This is a genomic window from Sphingomonas immobilis (assembly GCF_030580995.1).
GTDB lineage: Bacteria > Pseudomonadota > Alphaproteobacteria > Sphingomonadales > Sphingomonadaceae > Sphingomonas > Sphingomonas immobilis.
The window spans coordinates 99,292-115,477 of record NZ_JAUQSZ010000011.1; the positions used below are offsets into that span (position 1 = coordinate 99,292).

Below are 16,186 nucleotides of genomic sequence, written 5' to 3' on the forward strand. Positions count from 1 at the left end.
CTATTTCTTCTCGGTAAAGCGCTTCACCTTCACGGGCAGATCCTTGCCCTTGGTGCGGCGCGAGGGGATCTGCACCGGGTTCTTCTTCTTCCACTCCGCCCAGCGCATCGGGCCGTCTGGCGTGTCGATCATGATATCGTCGCTGTCGTCAGCCATTGCGGGAACTCCTGCGGCGGAAGGGCCAGTCGATCGCGCACCCTGCGAACAGGCACCCCCACACGATCACCGGCTGAAACATGAGGCGCGGCACATGATACCACAAGGTCAGCGCGCCCTTGCCGTATTCGATATAGTCGAGCGCGTGCTTGATGTTCGCAGGAAACACGCAGACCGCGTAGAGCGCGAGCAGGATGCCGGCGAGGCGGCGCAGGCGCGCGTTCGGGGTGAGCAGGGCGAGGCTGCCCGCGATCTCGCAGACACCGGTGATCAGGACCACCTCGCGCGGGTGGGGAACCCAATCCGGCGTGATCGCGACGAAGGGGGCGGGGGCGAGGATGTGGATGACGCCGGCGGCCAGGTAGGCCGCGGCGAGGAGGTAGCGCAGAGTGGTGCGGAGGGGGGCTGGGGGCACGGCTCTCCCTAGCACCGGACGTGGGCTTTGCCCATGCCGTCGGCTTCCGCGCACCTTGGGTCAGCGCCGCGACGAAGCCGCGTCGTCGGCCGGGCTCACGCCCGCCGGCCGGCTCCACGGCGAGTCAGGCGGCGGCACGCCGCCAGCCGCCTTAGAGCGGAAACCACCGGCTCTTATGGCTGAACTTCATGTACCCGATGTTCACGCCCTGCCGCCAGCCGACGCCGAGGCGGATCGGGATCATCACGATATTGCCGCGCCGCAGATACGTCGCCGCGAAGCCGCCGACGAAATAGATGCGGCCCTCTCCCGCCGGGAAGCGGCGATAGGCCTCTTCCGTATCGTAGAGATTGTAGACCAGCACGAACACCTTGTTGGCGTCGCCGCCGAGATCGAAGCCGACCGACGGCCCGGTCCAGTAGATCGGCATCTCGCCCTCGATCTTGTGGAACATCCGGCCGCGACCGTAGCGCAGGCCGACCACGACCGCGCCCGCGCCCTCGCTGCCGGCGATATAGGCGTTGGGCTCGCCCTGTTCCTTCAGCGTGCGTTCGAGGATGCCCGAGAGACCGGCCGCGCCGCGCCCGAACGTGCCCTCGGCGGCGCGCAGCAGTTCCTCGCGCTTGAAGGTGTCGGCGGTGCCGGCGGCGATCTCCGCCTCGGTACGATAGCCCTGCGGCTGGTTGCTGTCGGCATAAGGCACCGGCGTGGCGGAGGATTGCGGATTGTAGGGCCCCGGCGTGACGCTGGTGTTGGTCTCCGCGGGCACGGGATCGCCGTAGCGCGGCACGTCGCTGGCGGGGGGTTGCGGAGTCGGCGCGGGATAGTTCGGCGTCGGGTACGTCGGCGCGGGGCGGCGCAGGTCGGAATCGATCGCCTGGTTGGGATCGATCGTGCGCACCTGCGCGATGAGCGGCGCCGCGACGACCGCGAGCGCGGCGCCGATCAACGAAAAACGAACCAAATGCGTGCGCATCGCGCATGTCCCCCCAGACTGGATTCCCCAGCGTAGCGCCGCGGCACCTTGACCCGCAATGAACCATGCGGCGAGCCGAATCGATTTCGAGCCGAGGTGCCGGGGCGGCGCTTCGGAAGCCGGCAACGCGAGCGGTTGATCGTGAGGGATCGCCCCGCTATAGCCCCCGATCTGCCGAGCGCCGGAGACGTGGGTGAGTGGCTGAAACCAACGCTTTGCTAAAGCGTCGTACGGGAAACCGTACCGAGGGTTCGAATCCCTCCGTCTCCGCCAGGTGCCGTACTTCTGCGGGCCATCGCGAACTTCGGCGAACCACGCAGAGCACTAACAAGCAACGGAATTACAAAGACTTTTGGAGTTTTTCGGTTCGCGTTAGTTCGCCGTGATCGTTCGCAGGTCGGCCGCCATAACTATGGCTAAAATTATGGCTTGAATCGAGCTAGTCGTGCTTTATCACGAGAATCATGGCCTCGCGCGCGCGTAACAAACTCAACGTTAAACAGGTCGAGGCACTCTTGTGGCTGCCGGACCCGAAAAAACCGCTCGATGAGCAAAGGGCTCCGGCCGAGCCCAACGTCTATTCAGATGGGGGCGGTTTGTATCTTCGAGTCCGACCCTCAGGACGCTCTTGGTTTTATATCGGAACACTCGACGGTAAGCGCATTGAACTCGGGTTAGGCTCGGCGCTCGACATTTCTCTCTCGAAGGCTCGGGAGAAAGCAGGCAAGATCCGGTCGATGTTGATCGACGGCAAGGACCCCCGCGCCGAGCGCTCTCGTACCACAGCTGTCATCAAGCCGGCGGTGACGTTCGGTAAATTTGCCATGGATTTGGTCGCGGACATCGAGGACGGCTTCAAGAATCCCAAACACCGCCAGCAATGGCGCAACACGCTGACAACCTATGCGCAGCCCTTGTTCGACACACCGATCGCCGACGTCACCACAGAAAATATTCTCGCGATCCTCCAGCCGATCTGGCTGAGCAAGCCGGAGACGGCGTCGCGTGTTCGTGGTCGCGTCGAGCGCGTTCTCGATGCGGCAAAGGTCAAAGGATTGCGGTCCGGCGAAAATCCGGCGCGTGGTCGCGGTCATCTCGAACTCTTGCTGCCCAAACGGAGCAAGGCTTCGGTCAAGCACCATCCCGCCCTGCCGTTCGCTGAGATCGCCACTTTCATGGCCGTCCTCGGCAAACGTCCTGCAATCGCAGCACGGGCGCTTGAATTCACGATCCTGACCGCAGCGCGTTCCGGCGAAGCACGTGGCATGACATGGTCGGAGGTCGACATGGAGGCCAAGCTTTGGACGGTTCCGGCGAGCCGTATGAAGGCGAGCGTTACGCACGAGGTGCCGTTGAGCGACGCCGCGTTGGCAATCTTGGAAACGTGCCGGCCCGACAAGTTCAAACCGACCGATTTTGTTTTCCCCGCTCCGCGAGGCGGTTCGCTGTCGGACATGGCGCTGTCGCAGTTGCTGAAGCGAATGGAGCGAGACGACATCACCGTGCACGGCTTCCGCTCGACCTTCCGGGACTGGGCCGGCGAGAAGACGCAGTTCGCCCGCGAGGAAATCGAGATGGCCCTCGCCCATACCGTCGCCTCCGCAGTGGAACGCGCATATCGTCGGGGGACGGCGCTCGAAAAGCGGCGAGAGGTGATGGCTGCATGGGCGGATTACTGCCTTCCGGCATCTCTGCCATCGGACCTTGCGAATCACGCGCCAGCATCCTAGAAATGATCTAAGTATCCGATTTATAGTCTGTAAAATTCGCCAGCTTTTCGGCCATTTTTGACTTTTTCGCTGAATCCACTACAAATCGTGACACGTTGAGCGCCGGAATTGCATGCCGTGTTTGCGTTCTGCACGACGGCCAAGCCGGTCTCGACGCTGTTTCCAACTGAGTTCCGCGAAGGGATGGTCGGGTGCACCCCGGCCAGGAGATCACGTGTGTCCGACGATTAAGCAGTACGTCTAGGATGCTCGCAGTCTGCCGCACATCGGATTTCGATCCGGAGGAGGTCCCTTAGCGGCCCTCCAACAGTGTGAAGGATTGCGAAAAATGAATCACGAACAGCGGACCAAGATCGCACGGCGCGATAACGTACAACTGTCGGCGCGGGTCATCCGCAACATCGCCGAGATCGAGGCGGATTTTTATCACGCAGCGGGTCCGGTCAGCGACCGCATAATGCTGGAAGCCGTGCAACTCATCACCAAGATCGCGACGCCGCCGTGGCAGGTGATCGAAGCCGGATCGTCGGCGCAGATCGTATGCCCCGAATGGAAAATGACGCGCGGCGTCGGCATCGGCGACATGTGGCTCGAATTGTCGGAATTCTCGGCCGACGAGGACGATCGCGACCACTCTTGGCTCGCGGCGGCGGTCAAGGCGGGGCCGACGCAGCTCTGCATCGAACTGATGTTCCGCAACGGTCTGCGCGATCTGTCGAAGGTGACATTGCGCGACGACAAGGCGGTGGCGGAATTGCTGAAGCTCGGGTTCGTCCGGGATGAAACCGACCAGCAGTTCTTCGTACCGATCGACATACCCGCCGAATTGCTGGCGCAGGGCTTCGAGCAGAACGATCTGGATGCCGCGCTGGCACCGGTCGGGAAAGCGCTGGAAAAGGCCATCGCGGCGAAGGGCGAGCTCGATAAACTACTCGAGAAGGTCCGCGCTGCGGCCAAGCGCCCCTAATTCGGCAGCGCCGGCGGGCGGCATGCGAGCGCGTATTTTCGTCGCGACATTCGATGCCGCCTCGTTGGAAACGGCCGCTCAGCACATGCCCGGCTCGACCAACTGCCGAGCGGCACGATCAGACAGCATTTGAAAGGGGAATGGCATGGATGGCCATGACGGGATGGCGCACGCCCAACGCGCAGAGCGCATTCGATCACTAAACGACCAACTTCGCACGACCGGTCATGGCGGCAGCATTTATCTCACCGCAGCAGTCGCCGGGCTCGCAACGTGCGCGGTGGGTCGGCTGATGTCTGAAATTCAGCAGTTTGCCGATTTCACAGCCGACAACGACCCGTGGGGAGAGCACGATTTCGGCAAGGTCGAACTCGATGGTGCGCCGTATTTCTGGAAGATCGACGCGTACGACCAGAACCTAGAATTTGGCTCGCCTGACAGCGCCAATCCCGAAGTCACACGCCGGGTCATGACGATCATGACCGCGTCGGATCTCTAGGATGACGATGCACGCACTTGCGGTTTTGGCACCGTCCCAGCATACCGATCATACCTGCGGTAAGTCCCGCGGGGGAGGCGTAGGAACCTCGAAAAGTAGACGCCGGTCGAAGCAATTCGGCCGGGTGGCCGTCACGTATGTCCAAGGCTCGCCTAAAGGTGGCGGCGCCTTGGGTCTACTCGGGGTTCCTAACACCCGGCTCGTGCCGGTGCCTCCATGGAATTTGGGGGCGATGATGCGGGACATATCGGGTTCGAAAATCTCCAGCGCGCGGTGCCGTGCGATCTCGTTGCTGAGCCTCGACGGGAGGTTCGGCCGATGAAGGATATTCAGAAGCACGATCCCAACCGGCGCCCTGCCGACGACATTCAGGATGCCGAGTTCGTCGAGATCGACGATACCGGCACCGCAAAACCGGGACGCAGATCGCCCAATCCCACGCCACTCAATGAGCCTCGACCGAGTAAAGGTTGGTCGATTTGGAAGATCTGGCTGGCGCTCTCGCCGTTCTTTATCCTTACGATGTGCGTCGCGTCCCTTCGGTTGCCTCCCACTGCCGGCAACGTTGCGGAAGCCTCGTCCGACACGGAGGAATCTCAAGCAGCCGGCGCGACCGATCTGCCGCCAGCTGCGGAATTGATCGTCAACAACGATGCGCGCGTTTGCGGGCATCCCGACATCGTCGCGCTAATTCGCGATCGTGTTTTGCCGGTGGGGGGCGGGGATCACAACATGTGGGGACTGAGCCAGGCAGAACTCGACAAGGCGGTTACCCTTGCAAGGGTCGATCTGACGGAGGTGTCGGCAGGCAGCATTCATTCGGAAACCCACGAAATCGATTGCGATGCCAACCTTCGGTACGGCGATACGGACACTGACGTCGCTCAGATCAATTATAAAATTCGCGCTGCCGCTGATCCCGCGAAGCCGCCGGTCGTGTTTTACAAATTTCCAGTCTTCTTGACCTTCTCGATCATGAAGAATCCGGTTGCCACGGTCGAAGCTGAGCGCTCGCCGCCGCCGCAGGCTGAACCGACGAAGAACCCGGTGAGCCAGCCGGAGTCCGTCGAGACGCCGCAATCCGAACAGCAGCCGAAGGAGCCGACGGATGAGCAATTATTCTCGCCGGTACCATGAGGCGAAGACCATGAAGCAGCTGAGCCGCATTTTTCTGGCAGCCGCAGTCATGGGCGTCCGTGCCTCGCCGGCATATGCCAGCCGTGATGCGGACCAAATGTGCCTCGGCTCCAATATCAGGCAGACGGTCAAGGAGCTGATCGACACATGGTCGCAAGGATATGCGTTTGCGAAAGTGATTATCGGGACGGATGCCCGATTCGGCTCGGTCCCTGAGCCAGTCGTCAAGGACGAAGGGACCGACTATGTCGTGTGTCACGCCTCATACAATCTGGTCCGCGTGGAGCGCGGCAATGCCTATCGTGTGCGCCTGACCGGCTTCGATTTCCGGGTCACCCGCGTCAGCGAGGGGTATCGCGTCACCCTGACGGACCTGCCGGTGACCGTCGACACAGATGAGGAAGCTGCGGCGTTGATCGCGCGCTTCACGGTCAACGACCGACCCTATGCCGAGATATTAGCCAAGAACCGTGCCCGCCTAGTAAAGCCCGGCAACTGACATGGCTAACTTCGATCAGCGAGCGGCGCCGATACGGATGACCAAGGTGGCAAGACGATCCGCACGATCCCCGGAGTTTTGATAAGGAGCAGTCGATCATGCTGAGCGCGCGTCGATCAGCGGCCTACGAGCGCACCAAGTCCTTCCTATTCAAAGGCCTCTTGGTGTTCGGCTGCGTCATGAACTTGTGGGTGTTGGTATTGGTGGCGTTTAACGGCTCGAAGGCACCCGAACGTATGGTCTGTTCGTACGCGCGCACGCAAAAATTGCTGACGGGCTACACGCCGTGGGACACGTGTGATGGGCGCGGATCCAATTCATCTCCCCTTCTAGCCGTGACACCCCAGTGGTTGGCCGGCACTTGGTTGAGCGCGCGGAAAGGTGGCGAGGACGGCAAGACACCGTGCACCGAATATGCGGCGCCTGCGATTTTTCGAAGGAACGGTGACCTTGCGCAGGTGATGAAACTCGCGGCGGATGGCGCCTATCGTTCTGCGATGCGGTACAAAACTCCTAGCGGTGCAATCCATCAAACCGACTACCACGGCCGCTGGTCCCTCGAGGGCGACCAGCTGACGCAAAGCGAAGTCGAGGCCCGGGACGCGTTCCGAACTACGAGTGCTTCGAGCACGCTCACCGCAGCCCGGCTCGGGGACAACGTCTTGACGCTCGACAACACCGGCGGATCACAACGATGGGTGCGCTGCACTCTATAAGCCTGCCACCGACGTGCAGAATGCGCGCGTACATCAGCCCAGCGTGTCGGCAACCCCTCACAGGAATGCGCGACGTTGATAGGGCGCTTCATGCTCACTGCCGACCGCGCTCACCTAGCGAAGTGCGATTACGACAAAGCCCTCACACCGACGCTCCTCAGGCAGCGGCGCTGTCCTCAAGCATCTTTTTCCTGAACCAGTCCTCACGAAAATTTGGATCATCTACCTTTGCCTCAATCTCGCTAATGGTGCCAGATTGATACAAAAAACCGACTAGATACTCAGGAGGGACTTCATGCCTCTCGGCGTACAATAGCTGCTTCGCAAAGCGCGACACGTTCCATTTGGTAATGGAATAATTTCCAAAATGTATATGCTTCGATAATCCGAACATAACGTGATGAAAGTGATTGTCATCGAATCTTGTTCGTATCGTTCTTCCTTCGTCCCTGTCATCAGAAATGGCCGCTTCAATCCAGTTGAACTTGGATGTAGCGCGATGCTGGAGCACAAATTCATATGCCATTCGCTTAACGACTGAGTGCGACGCTTCAAAAGGCGTGAGCTTCGTTTCTAAGAAACGGAGCTCGGTTGCTTTCACCGCTGCAAACACGTCCTCCCTGAATGCAATCCATACTTTTGCGTAACGGTTTAACCTAAGATTTCGACTTTTGTGCTTGATAAGAGTCACGGCACGCCCCTTCGCTAGTTCGACCTGACACATCGAAGCGAATCGACACCCCAAGCATTGTTAGGTTCGCATTCTAGAATAATGACTAGTAGTCAGTTGCGTGGTCATGCAACCTAATTTCTGACTCGATGTGACATGGCCCCTGCGGATGATCAGGCGGGTACTTTCTGCACTTTTGAGGTTGCAGGATCAAGCAACCTAGTTTGAGCCTATTTAGCGGTGTTACTCATCTCCCTGCAGCCAATCTTGGCCTGCAACATGGAGAAGAGCATGGAGTTTTCAGAACCAATCCTCATTAGCGTACGAAATGCCTGCATGCTGCTCGGCATAGGACGAACAAAACTGTTTGCCTTGCTCAATGAACAAGCTCTTGAGCGAAAGAAAATCGGCAGAAAAACCTTGATAACGTTGCAGAGCGTCCGCACTCTGGCCGATAAAGGGCAAAACTGTCTTCGTATTAAAATAATCGTAGACCGTCCGACCGCTAAATCGTGAGGTGACGCGGCAGCAAGCCTAGCTTGACTGTCGTAGTGTTCACTACACGAACCTGTACCAACCAAAGACCAGACATTCAGAGGCTCTAGGCTTCTGAACATGATAATCTGCGTCATACTAACATAGAAAGTTTTTATGAATCGTAATACCATATCTCGTAAAAAGAAGACCATTGGTCAAAAGCGTGCAAGTCTTCTTGCTCGTAGTATCCGTAACCGTAGAACCCCGGCAAGGCGCAAACCGCCTAAGCCCACCCCTCGCCTCTACGACGCTCCCGAGCTCAACGTGACCAACTGGCCAGAGCCCAAAGATAAGTTTTCAAAGGGCTTGTGGAGTTGCACCACCATCGAGGAGGTCGGGCAACTCCACGGTCTCTGGTTCAAAGCGTTCAACGGTAAGGCGATAAATTCCGTCGCTAAGCGTAAGATATCGAAGGAGACGCGCACAACGCTGAAGGCATTGCTTCAACAGGTTGGGGCAACGTCATCACCGACGCTCATCGGGGAAAGGTCGTGCAATACGGCGTGGGAAATGTTGCACGTGCATCTGTGCAACATCGTCACGCGCGATCCATCCGTTGAGGTAGCGTTGGTTACGTTCATCAGCGGTGATGGCGCGACCTCGCACTACAAGACCGAGATTGACCTGTTTACCTCCCAGCAGACCGTACAGAAGACACTCCGTGCCATGTCTCCGAACTGGTTCGGGGTGACCGAGCTGGCGCTGTTCAACAGCCAGGGCTTCCCGGGCGGAGGTCAACTCGTGCAGCGTCACGAACACGCACTCATCTTCGGGAAGGGTGTTATAGCGCGAGCGAAGGTGGTGGCAGCGAGACACGAGAGCCGGTACAGCTCAAACTCGACGGGCGCCCCGGTGATAGATATCAAGGCCGTAACCACCGACGAGGTCAATCTGGCCCGCATCAGCGCGTACCTTTTCAAGCCGCCATACAAGTGCATGAACTGGAATCCCGGCAAGGATGGGAAGCGAGGGCACATGAATGGCAGCGAGAAAAGCGACCGTCTCATCCGATACCTGCGTCTTGCTCAGTATCGCTGTATGATGGACTTCGAGCAGACCACGTTCGGCGGCGGTGAGGGCCTCCGCATCCGCAGCAGCATCATCGCCTTCTTGCGAGCCCTAGCCGTCAAGGACGCTGATGCGGGCAGGCGTGTTTTGCATCCCGATGCGGTCGCAACCTTCTGGGTCGACCTAACCAAAGAGCTTGGCGCCCCGTGGAACCTGCCCATCATCAAGACGCGACCCTGAACCTCGACGGTCTGGTGCGGGATTTTCTCCCGCACCAGATTGGCGACTGTAGCAACGACTTCAATGCGCCTCGAGTCTCGTCGTCAAGTGTAGTGCGAGCGTAACCGTCAAGCGTAACACGTCGAGCGCGTACGCCAAGGCCTGACGGCAGCGGCTCAGGTCAGTCAAATCGGTATAGCGTGACGCCCTCAGTTGCATCCTCAAGGCTCTGACCGACCGCACGTCGTGCGGCGGCACCATTAGGGTCAACAGTTCTCGCCGGCTCTGACCGTAAGCCATCGATCAGCAACTCGTGCACAGCATGGCCATCCGCATCTGCGCTATCAAAAAACTCGGCCAGCACCCGCCTGCCCACCATCTCGAGTTTCAGAATGGCGTGCCCCTTTGCCGGCATTGCTTCGATCTTGTATGTATTGGCGGCATCTGGACGTCGTTTAGGGAAGGTGGGGCTAATCTGACGCTCCGCGCGGGTATGCCGATCGATCACGGTGAACGGTCCGTCCAAGTTGACCTCGCCCAGTCGGCGTCTGACTTCCCGTGCCACCGCAAGCGGGATCTGGCCTTGAGTTCCACGAGCCAAGCGAAGCTTAACGAATACTCGGTTCCAGTCCCCAACCGGTGTCTCCGGGCGCGGTTCGATTGACCTTGGGACAGGCACTCTTGCCGGAATGCGACGTCGGATTGGCTGACGCGAACCAAAGAGTTTGTCTGCGGCGGCGCGGGCGGGGCCTAAATTGCCCGCCTTGCCTCTGAGCCGCGCTTCTGATTCAATGTAACCGGCTCGTGCGAGTTGATCGAGAAGGTTTTCATCCAACCGCCTCGCAAGGCCGTCTGCGGGGTCACGCAGCTGCCGCATATACGCCTTCAGTGAACGCTCGAGCGGACCTCCTGCTTCCTCGACGAGCAGCGCGGATAGTTCCTCGTTCTGCGATAACCCTGCACCAGTGAGATTGTTGGAGCCGACAAGAACGCGGCACTCTTCCCCCGCACGAAAGCCATAGAGCTTCGGATGAAAAATCGGCGTCGCCTCGTTGTGTCGGACGTAAACACGCACGTCGCCCTCAAGAGCCAAAAGCATAGCCAAGCCCTCTCGTGACGTGTTCTCCCGATCGATGCCCGCTACGAGCCTCAGGCGTCCACCGCGATCAAGCATGTCCGTGAGACTGTCCCACAACAAGCCGACGCCCGACGCTCTCACCCACGCAGTGGCCACGTAACTGCAAGCCGCGGCACCGAACTCGCGTGTCAACGTGTCGAGAAACGGACGGCCGTACAGCTGAGGAATGAGCATTGACCGAACCCCCAAAAAGTATCAGAACAAAAGATGAACGGTATTGACACCTCATCTTGAGTCCTACATCGTCCACCTCATGATGAGGTGTGAAGTGCAAATCGAAGAGAGGGCTGAGAAGCTCGCCGTACATGCGTACGTGCAAGCAGACTGCCATCTCCGTTTTGAGGCGTACCTGAAGGAGATCGGCCTGACGAGCGGCTCAGCTCTTTTGACCCTGCTCATCCTGCGCGAGATTGAAATTCGACTACTCCAGCCCAATGTGCCATCGTCCCCGACACATGCGGCGCGCTCAAAAAAAGTGTCGGCCTATGTTCAGGCTGATCACGCCGAGCGGTTCCGCGCCCACGTTGATGCGCTTGGACGCTCCAATTCAGATTGTGCCGCCGAGCTGATAGCGCGCGAGTTGAACGAGCGGTGGCTGAAGGTGTCGCTGATTGCAGCGCCCGAGAGCCGACCATGACGGCGGTAAGGTCAGCTTCGCCTAGGGCGGGGCGGTCCTTGGAAGGATTGGTCGCGCCTCTGCGCGAGCATGTCCTCGCTGCAGTTGGTGTCGCACGGAAACTAAAGCTCGGCGGCGACTGGCTTGAGGCCGCGTCTAGGCACGACAGCATCCGGGCAGAACTGGAGGGTAGGGTTGCATGGGCGGCGGTAGCCGTCACCCTCGTAGATATGATCCGCACGGGGCTTCCGGCCGACGGCGCCCGCGCCGGTGCTTGGTTCGGGCTCGGCGCCTCCGTGGGGTGGTCGGCCCTCGACAGCTCTTTGAGGTCGCTCCCCAGCGATGCGCATCTGTTGGAGCTTCTCCCGTATCTTCTCGACACTTACGGGCGGACCACACGGCTCAATGTCATGCGCGACATTACGCTCTCCACAAGTCGGGAAGAGCGCAAGAAGGTCGGGTCCTTCTATACGCCCGCCGATGTTGCCGACTTCATGGTAGGGGCAATCGAAGCACCTGCTGGCTCCGACCTAGGTGAGTGGTGGCTCGATCCTGCGGTCGGAAGCGGCGTCTTCCTCGCTGCCGCCCTGCGGCGGTATCACGGGAGTGGACGGGTAGCGTTCGCAAAGTCGAGGCTCACCGGGTGTGACATCTCACCTCAAGCTTGCGATTTTGCCGCCTTTGCGCTGCTCGCCGAGATTGCGACCGAAACCCAAGATCCGTTGGGTACTTGGGCAGCCATTCGAGGGAACTTGCTGGCAGTTGACACGCCCTCTTCTGCCCGCGCCGGCGACCTCCGCGCGCGACTGGCCCCCGGAACGGGCCCCCTTCGTTTGATTTGCAACCCGCCTTATGCGACCGGCGGCGTAGTGCCCATGGCCGATGGTCGGCCGACTACTTCGCTGTATCTACCTTTCCTTGAGATGAGTTGGACGGTTGCGAATTCCTCAGATGACGCTGCCGCTATGGTCGTGCCACTCGCACTGGGCGCAAACCGCTCCGCCGACCACCGGCGCTGCCGCTCTGCCATGTCCACCCGCGGTGGCGAATGGACCCTCCTGTTCTTCGATCGACAACCTCACGCTCTTTTCGGGGAAGAAGCTAAGACTCGGGCGACGATCGCGATAAGGCGACCAGGGCCCACGCCTTCCTCTATTCGCACAAGCCGTCTCCTGAAGTGGACGAGCCGGCAGCGCACCACGATTTTCTCAGAGTCACGGGCTGCGGAAATGGGTCAGGCACCTATCGCGCGCCTTGTGCCAAAGCTTGGATCGGCGGCGGAAGTCGTACTTTACGGCGCGCTGGAAACTCACCGCCTCCGATCGGGAGCCCGCCCTGAGCCGAGCAAGGCCGCAGCGTCAGAGATCGTGGGAACTGCGTTGAGCGCAGACGTGTTTGTCGCCGGCACAGCCTACAACTTTCTGAACGTGTTCCGAAACTATCCTGCCCAGCTGAGCTGGCGCGGAACGCTAAGTGCCAGCGGTATAAACCGGCTTCGTTGTTCATCAGCGAATGAGGCTGACGTCGTCACAGCGATACTGTCGTCGCGAATGGCCTATTGGCTCTGGCACGTCGAGTGCGACGGCTTTCACGTCCCGGCTTGGTTCCTTTCAGAACTTCCGTTGCTGAACATACGGGTTCCAGAGAATTTGGCGAACCAGCTCGCGGATCTCGGGAGATTAGCTTGGGCGGGCTTGCAGCGAGATATGATCTGCAGCACCAATCGCGACCGCCTGACGTTCGCGTTCCGACCGACAGAGATCGGCGACGTTCGAAGCGCAATCGACATGTTGCTCGCCGACCTAATCGGTGCAGATCCTGACACAGCAGCAATGCTGCGAGATTTCGAACGACGAGTGGTATCGATCGACGGCTCGGTCCGACTCACAAGAAATAGTAGAGATAAGGGAGTCGAGGAATGAAGCCCAGCGCAGAAGTGAAAGCGCTCAGCGTGCTGACTAAGGACGAATGGCGCGAATACACTAAGACGGTGTGGAGCATTGCCAATGTTAGTCATGCACTTCACCCCGCAACCTTCCCAACTGAGATCCCCAAGCGCCTTACCAAGCTGTTTAGCTTCTGGGGTGAGACAGTGCTCGACCCATTCGGCGGGGTCGGCACAACGGCGGTCGCGGCAATTCGCGAGGGCCGCCGCTCCATCTGCATCGACCAGAACCCGACATTCGTCAAAGAGATGAAGTCTAGGATCAAGAGTGAACAATTAAACCTGGATGCGTTTGAGGGGCGCCAAGGCGACGCGCGTGATCTATCCGGGATCAAAGACGGCAGCATCGACTTGATCGTCACCAGCCCTCCTTATTGGGACAAGGCAAACTACGGTGGTCGGAACTCCGATATCGGCACGGCGGGCAGCTATGTGGAATTTCTTGATGAACTCCGCCGGGTTTTTCAGGAGTGCTATCGAGTGCTTCGTCCGGGGCGGAAACTTTGTGTCGTTACCGCGAACGTCAATCAGATGACGGACCACGGCCTGCTGACGTTCCCGCTTAGTACCGACATCGGTGTGATGCTTCGCGATATCGGTTTAGTGATGATCAACGAGATTATTTGGTCGAAAGACGGGACCGGAGGTCGGTGGGGATCAGCAAACGGCCAAAGACCAATATTTGGCAGCTATCCTTATCCGCCAAACTTTCTCTTCAAGAATGTACACGAATACGTGATTATATTTGCCAAGCCCAGTTTGACGCGATCAAAAGGCGCGAAGGTTCGTCTGTACAATGATGTCATGGGTGTGCCGCCTTCAGTGCTTGCAGCCGAGTGAACGCAGGCGAAGCGCGGGGGGGGGGCGCATACGGCTGTTCCTTCAAACGGGCGGCACAGCGGTGCCAGTCGTTCTGGTAACGTTGACTCGAAGACGCTAGCCTTATGACGTGCGATAAAGATCGCCGACTGCTCAAACCGGAGTGATTCTTCGTATGACGACAGATACCAGGAGGAAGCCTCGTGGCGTCGTCGCTAATCGCGAACTTGTTGAGCTCGCCAAAGCAGCGTGTACCACGGTGTCAATTTCTCCTCCTGAACTAGTGCACGTCACTTCAGTCGGTTGGGGACGACGCGTCATTAATGGAGGCGTGCTGGAACGACGTCAGTGCAACGTCTTCGGTAAGGATCTTCTCTACTTCTTCCTAGCCCGTCCTGCGTACCGCTTTGGGCGAGGCAATGAAAAGAATGACCAGCTTAACTTCTTTCCATTCGCTATCGCCCTGTCTCCTAGTGCGTTACCTGCACCGTATCATGTGTACCCATTTGACACCGGCGCCTATATGGCGGGTTTTTACGATGAAGCTGTAGACCCATCGATATATATTGACGATTACGAGCTTGAGCCGACGCTGGCCTCAGCCGTTCGGCACATCGAATGGGCGTTCGGCGGGGTAGAAGAATACTTCGATGCAAAGGTGCGATCGGGGCTGGCCAATTCGATCCCACATTGGCGCTCTGTAGCGCAGAATTGGATTCGCATCGCCTCTCTCGCGGCTACGGGACGCGAAAAACCGGATCGTCGTGCTTCTGCCGTAGAACTGGCCTACGCACAATCAGTCGACCTTCGGCAGGGACACGCCCGGCTGTTGATCTTTCCAGAGCAACTGCTCGAGGATCCAAATGGATCAAACAGCGCGCTGTTGACGGCCATTCGTGACCTGAACGTTGACTTCGAAACATACGACTGGCGTCCGAACGAAACGCCGGATTCTTTTGCTGATGTGATCGCCCAAATCATGCGGCGCCGACTGGGAAGCGCCGCATCATGACTGACCGTGGCAGCAGTGCCGTGGGAATGATGCTCGTCGCATACGAGCGCCTCACCGACCACGGCCTCGCCTTACCGCTTTTTGCGTCCTCATCCGGGGCTAACGCTCTTCATATTGCGGTCCCTTCCCAGCCAGGCGACCCAGCGGCTCAAGTAAAATCGTTCGAGCTGTACTCTTCGACCGACGCTAGCGCCCTTAATCCGTCCCAGTTCCAAACGGTCGTCCTAGGCGGAATCTGGATCGATGTGTTCATCTGGCTTGATTCAGTCCACGTCGGCACTCGAGCACAGCTTTGGGAAAGCACGCGGTCGTACCATGAGGCGATGGAGCGGTCGTCTCCCCTCTCGTTGCTTGCTTTGGCTGAAGGCAGCGAACGTGGAGAGGCCGCACGTTGTTCGGCAATAGCCTATGACTGGCTGACACGAGATTGGGGGTGCAGCAGAGCCGACCGATGGAGGGTGGGCAGCTATCTTACTCGACTTGCACGGCGGGACTTGATGAGGCGTTATAGCACCGGTCCCTTGCACCCTAAGGCAGTAAAACTCATAGAGGTGATGCGCTTGACGCAACATGACGCGGTGCTTGAACTCCGATCGCCTCGTTTGCTGGACTTTAAGGCGTTCGATCTTCCTGACCTTGCCTTTGCCGCAGACGCCTTGGGATGGCGGCTAGAGATTGTGCTCGAAGATATCGACGAGCTTCCGACTGCGAGCGCCGCTTCATCGATCCCGCAAGCAATGGTTATGCGACTTCGGCACGGTCGAGGAAGAACGCAAACACAGATCCCCTTGCGCGTGGTCGATAGCTTCTTCGCGGGCAGCCGAGCTTTGCAAGATGCAAGGACTGGACAGTCAAGAACGATGACGCTGTCCAAGTCCGGCGAGGCACGAAACACCATGAAGCTGCAGCTTCCTGAGATCGCAGAAATGACCGACCCAGTTGCGCGCTTTGAACGCCGTGACGATGGGGTCATCTTCGAAGTTTACGACTCGACCTCGTCTGAGGGGCGCAAGATCGCTGATCTATTAAACGAGGGTGTTCGGGACGGCAGTACCTATAAAACACAGCGTGGCGCGACGTGGTGGCGCCTTCTCTCTAATCGCCCCCAATCGTGATCTATTGTACAG

General features: G+C 59.0%; 18 protein-coding genes and 1 tRNA gene. 14 read left to right on the forward strand and 5 right to left on the reverse strand.

All coding sequences use genetic code 11. The features are described from left to right. The 3 genes from Q5H94_RS15595 to Q5H94_RS15605 form a co-directional block, all read right to left on the reverse strand. On the reverse strand, positions 1-156 hold the full coding sequence (locus tag Q5H94_RS15595; protein WP_304562220.1) for a hypothetical protein: 156 nt from the start codon (positions 154-156) through the stop codon (positions 1-3). Then, positions 149-571 (reverse strand): DoxX family protein, encoded by a 423-nt coding sequence (locus tag Q5H94_RS15600; protein WP_304562221.1) that lies wholly within the window; start codon positions 569-571, stop codon positions 149-151. Before Q5H94_RS15600 ends, Q5H94_RS15595 begins: the two co-directional genes overlap by 8 nt. 151 nt (positions 572-722) lie before the next feature. After that, complete coding sequence (locus Q5H94_RS15605; protein ID WP_304562222.1) at positions 723-1,547, reverse strand: DUF1134 domain-containing protein; 825 nt, start codon at positions 1,545-1,547, stop codon at positions 723-725. A gap of 183 nt (positions 1,548-1,730) precedes the next feature. On the opposite strand from Q5H94_RS15605, the gene Q5H94_RS15610 reads away from it, so the two are divergent. The 7 genes from Q5H94_RS15610 (at position 1,731) to Q5H94_RS15640 (ending at position 7,095) form a co-directional block, all read left to right on the forward strand. Further along, positions 1,731-1,820, forward strand: a tRNA-Ser gene (locus Q5H94_RS15610). A gap of 191 nt (positions 1,821-2,011) precedes the next feature. Continuing rightward, positions 2,012-3,277, forward strand: coding sequence for a tyrosine-type recombinase/integrase (locus Q5H94_RS15615; protein WP_304562223.1), 1,266 nt, complete (start codon positions 2,012-2,014; stop codon positions 3,275-3,277). A gap of 328 nt (positions 3,278-3,605) precedes the next feature. Next, complete coding sequence (locus tag Q5H94_RS15620; protein ID WP_304562224.1) at positions 3,606-4,244, forward strand: hypothetical protein; 639 nt, start codon at positions 3,606-3,608, stop codon at positions 4,242-4,244. A 145-nt stretch (positions 4,245-4,389) separates the two neighbouring features. Beyond that, entirely contained in the window at positions 4,390-4,743 is a 354-nt protein-coding gene (locus Q5H94_RS15625) for a DUF3768 domain-containing protein (RefSeq protein WP_304562225.1), read from the forward strand. Between the two features lie 318 nt (positions 4,744-5,061). Beyond that, a complete protein-coding gene (locus Q5H94_RS15630) occupies positions 5,062-5,880 on the forward strand; it encodes a hypothetical protein (RefSeq protein WP_304562226.1) in 819 nt (272 codons plus the stop codon). A 10-nt stretch (positions 5,881-5,890) separates the two neighbouring features. Further along, positions 5,891-6,379 carry a hypothetical protein gene (locus Q5H94_RS15635; RefSeq protein WP_304562227.1) on the forward strand — a complete coding sequence of 163 codons (489 nt, stop codon included), beginning with the start codon at positions 5,891-5,893 and terminating at the stop codon, positions 6,377-6,379. A gap of 98 nt (positions 6,380-6,477) precedes the next feature. After that, entirely contained in the window at positions 6,478-7,095 is a 618-nt protein-coding gene (locus tag Q5H94_RS15640; RefSeq protein ID WP_304562228.1) for a hypothetical protein, read from the forward strand. A 157-nt stretch (positions 7,096-7,252) separates the two neighbouring features. Here the strand turns inward: Q5H94_RS15640 and Q5H94_RS15645 are convergent, their stop codons facing one another. Then, the gene (locus Q5H94_RS15645) at positions 7,253-7,786 is read right to left on the reverse strand and encodes a hypothetical protein (protein ID WP_304562229.1); all 534 of its coding nucleotides are present in this window, start codon (positions 7,784-7,786) and stop codon (positions 7,253-7,255) included. A gap of 270 nt (positions 7,787-8,056) precedes the next feature. Here Q5H94_RS15645 and Q5H94_RS15650 point away from each other — a divergent pair, with 270 nt between their 5' ends. Further along, entirely contained in the window at positions 8,057-8,281 is a 225-nt protein-coding gene (locus Q5H94_RS15650) for a hypothetical protein (protein ID WP_304562230.1), read from the forward strand. A 285-nt stretch (positions 8,282-8,566) separates the two neighbouring features. Then, positions 8,567-9,550 (forward strand): hypothetical protein, encoded by a 984-nt coding sequence (locus Q5H94_RS15655; protein ID WP_304562231.1) that lies wholly within the window; start codon positions 8,567-8,569, stop codon positions 9,548-9,550. Positions 9,551-9,710: 160 nt separating this feature from the next. Here Q5H94_RS15655 and Q5H94_RS15660 read toward each other — a convergent pair whose 3' ends face one another. Next, positions 9,711-10,634 carry a phospholipase D family protein gene (locus tag Q5H94_RS15660; RefSeq protein WP_431312176.1) on the reverse strand — a complete coding sequence of 308 codons (924 nt, stop codon included), beginning with the start codon at positions 10,632-10,634 and terminating at the stop codon, positions 9,711-9,713. A 301-nt stretch (positions 10,635-10,935) separates the two neighbouring features. On the opposite strand from Q5H94_RS15660, the gene Q5H94_RS15665 reads away from it, so the two are divergent. The 5 genes from Q5H94_RS15665 to Q5H94_RS15685 all read left to right on the forward strand — a co-directional run bounded on the left by Q5H94_RS15665 (position 10,936) and on the right by Q5H94_RS15685 (position 16,174). Then, entirely contained in the window at positions 10,936-11,304 is a 369-nt protein-coding gene (locus tag Q5H94_RS15665; protein ID WP_304562233.1) for a hypothetical protein, read from the forward strand. A 389-nt stretch (positions 11,305-11,693) separates the two neighbouring features. Beyond that, positions 11,694-13,205 carry an N-6 DNA methylase gene (locus Q5H94_RS15670; protein ID WP_304562234.1) on the forward strand — a complete coding sequence of 504 codons (1,512 nt, stop codon included), beginning with the start codon at positions 11,694-11,696 and terminating at the stop codon, positions 13,203-13,205. Continuing rightward, the gene (locus Q5H94_RS15675; protein ID WP_304562235.1) at positions 13,202-14,068 is read left to right on the forward strand and encodes a site-specific DNA-methyltransferase; all 867 of its coding nucleotides are present in this window, start codon (positions 13,202-13,204) and stop codon (positions 14,066-14,068) included. Before Q5H94_RS15670 ends, Q5H94_RS15675 begins: the two co-directional genes overlap by 4 nt. A 154-nt stretch (positions 14,069-14,222) precedes the next feature. Continuing rightward, positions 14,223-15,059 (forward strand): hypothetical protein, encoded by an 837-nt coding sequence (locus Q5H94_RS15680; RefSeq protein ID WP_304562236.1) that lies wholly within the window; start codon positions 14,223-14,225, stop codon positions 15,057-15,059. Between the two features lie 560 nt (positions 15,060-15,619). Next, positions 15,620-16,174, forward strand: coding sequence for a hypothetical protein (locus Q5H94_RS15685; RefSeq protein WP_304562237.1), 555 nt, complete (start codon positions 15,620-15,622; stop codon positions 16,172-16,174). Positions 16,175-16,186: the final 12 nt, after the last annotated feature.

Excerpts from the sequence above, each read along its gene's own strand:
- Q5H94_RS15595 (WP_304562220.1), bottom strand. The coding sequence starts at position 156 with ATGGCTGACGACAGCGACGATATCATGATCGACACGCCAGACGGCCCG.
- Q5H94_RS15605 (WP_304562222.1), bottom strand. The coding sequence starts at position 1,547 with ATGCGCACGCATTTGGTTCGTTTTTCGTTGATCGGCGCCGCGCTCGCG.
- Q5H94_RS15615 (WP_304562223.1), top strand. The coding sequence starts at position 2,012 with ATGGCCTCGCGCGCGCGTAACAAACTCAACGTTAAACAGGTCGAGGCA.
- Q5H94_RS15620 (WP_304562224.1), top strand. The coding sequence starts at position 3,606 with ATGAATCACGAACAGCGGACCAAGATCGCACGGCGCGATAACGTACAA.
- Q5H94_RS15625 (WP_304562225.1), top strand. The coding sequence starts at position 4,390 with ATGGATGGCCATGACGGGATGGCGCACGCCCAACGCGCAGAGCGCATT.
- Q5H94_RS15630 (WP_304562226.1), top strand. The coding sequence starts at position 5,062 with ATGAAGGATATTCAGAAGCACGATCCCAACCGGCGCCCTGCCGACGAC.
- Q5H94_RS15635 (WP_304562227.1), top strand. The coding sequence starts at position 5,891 with ATGAAGCAGCTGAGCCGCATTTTTCTGGCAGCCGCAGTCATGGGCGTC.
- Q5H94_RS15640 (WP_304562228.1), top strand. The coding sequence starts at position 6,478 with ATGCTGAGCGCGCGTCGATCAGCGGCCTACGAGCGCACCAAGTCCTTC.
- Q5H94_RS15650 (WP_304562230.1), top strand. The coding sequence starts at position 8,057 with ATGGAGTTTTCAGAACCAATCCTCATTAGCGTACGAAATGCCTGCATG.
- Q5H94_RS15670 (WP_304562234.1), top strand. The coding sequence starts at position 11,694 with ATGCGCGACATTACGCTCTCCACAAGTCGGGAAGAGCGCAAGAAGGTC.
- Q5H94_RS15675 (WP_304562235.1), top strand. The coding sequence starts at position 13,202 with ATGAAGCCCAGCGCAGAAGTGAAAGCGCTCAGCGTGCTGACTAAGGAC.
- Q5H94_RS15680 (WP_304562236.1), top strand. The coding sequence starts at position 14,223 with ATGACGACAGATACCAGGAGGAAGCCTCGTGGCGTCGTCGCTAATCGC.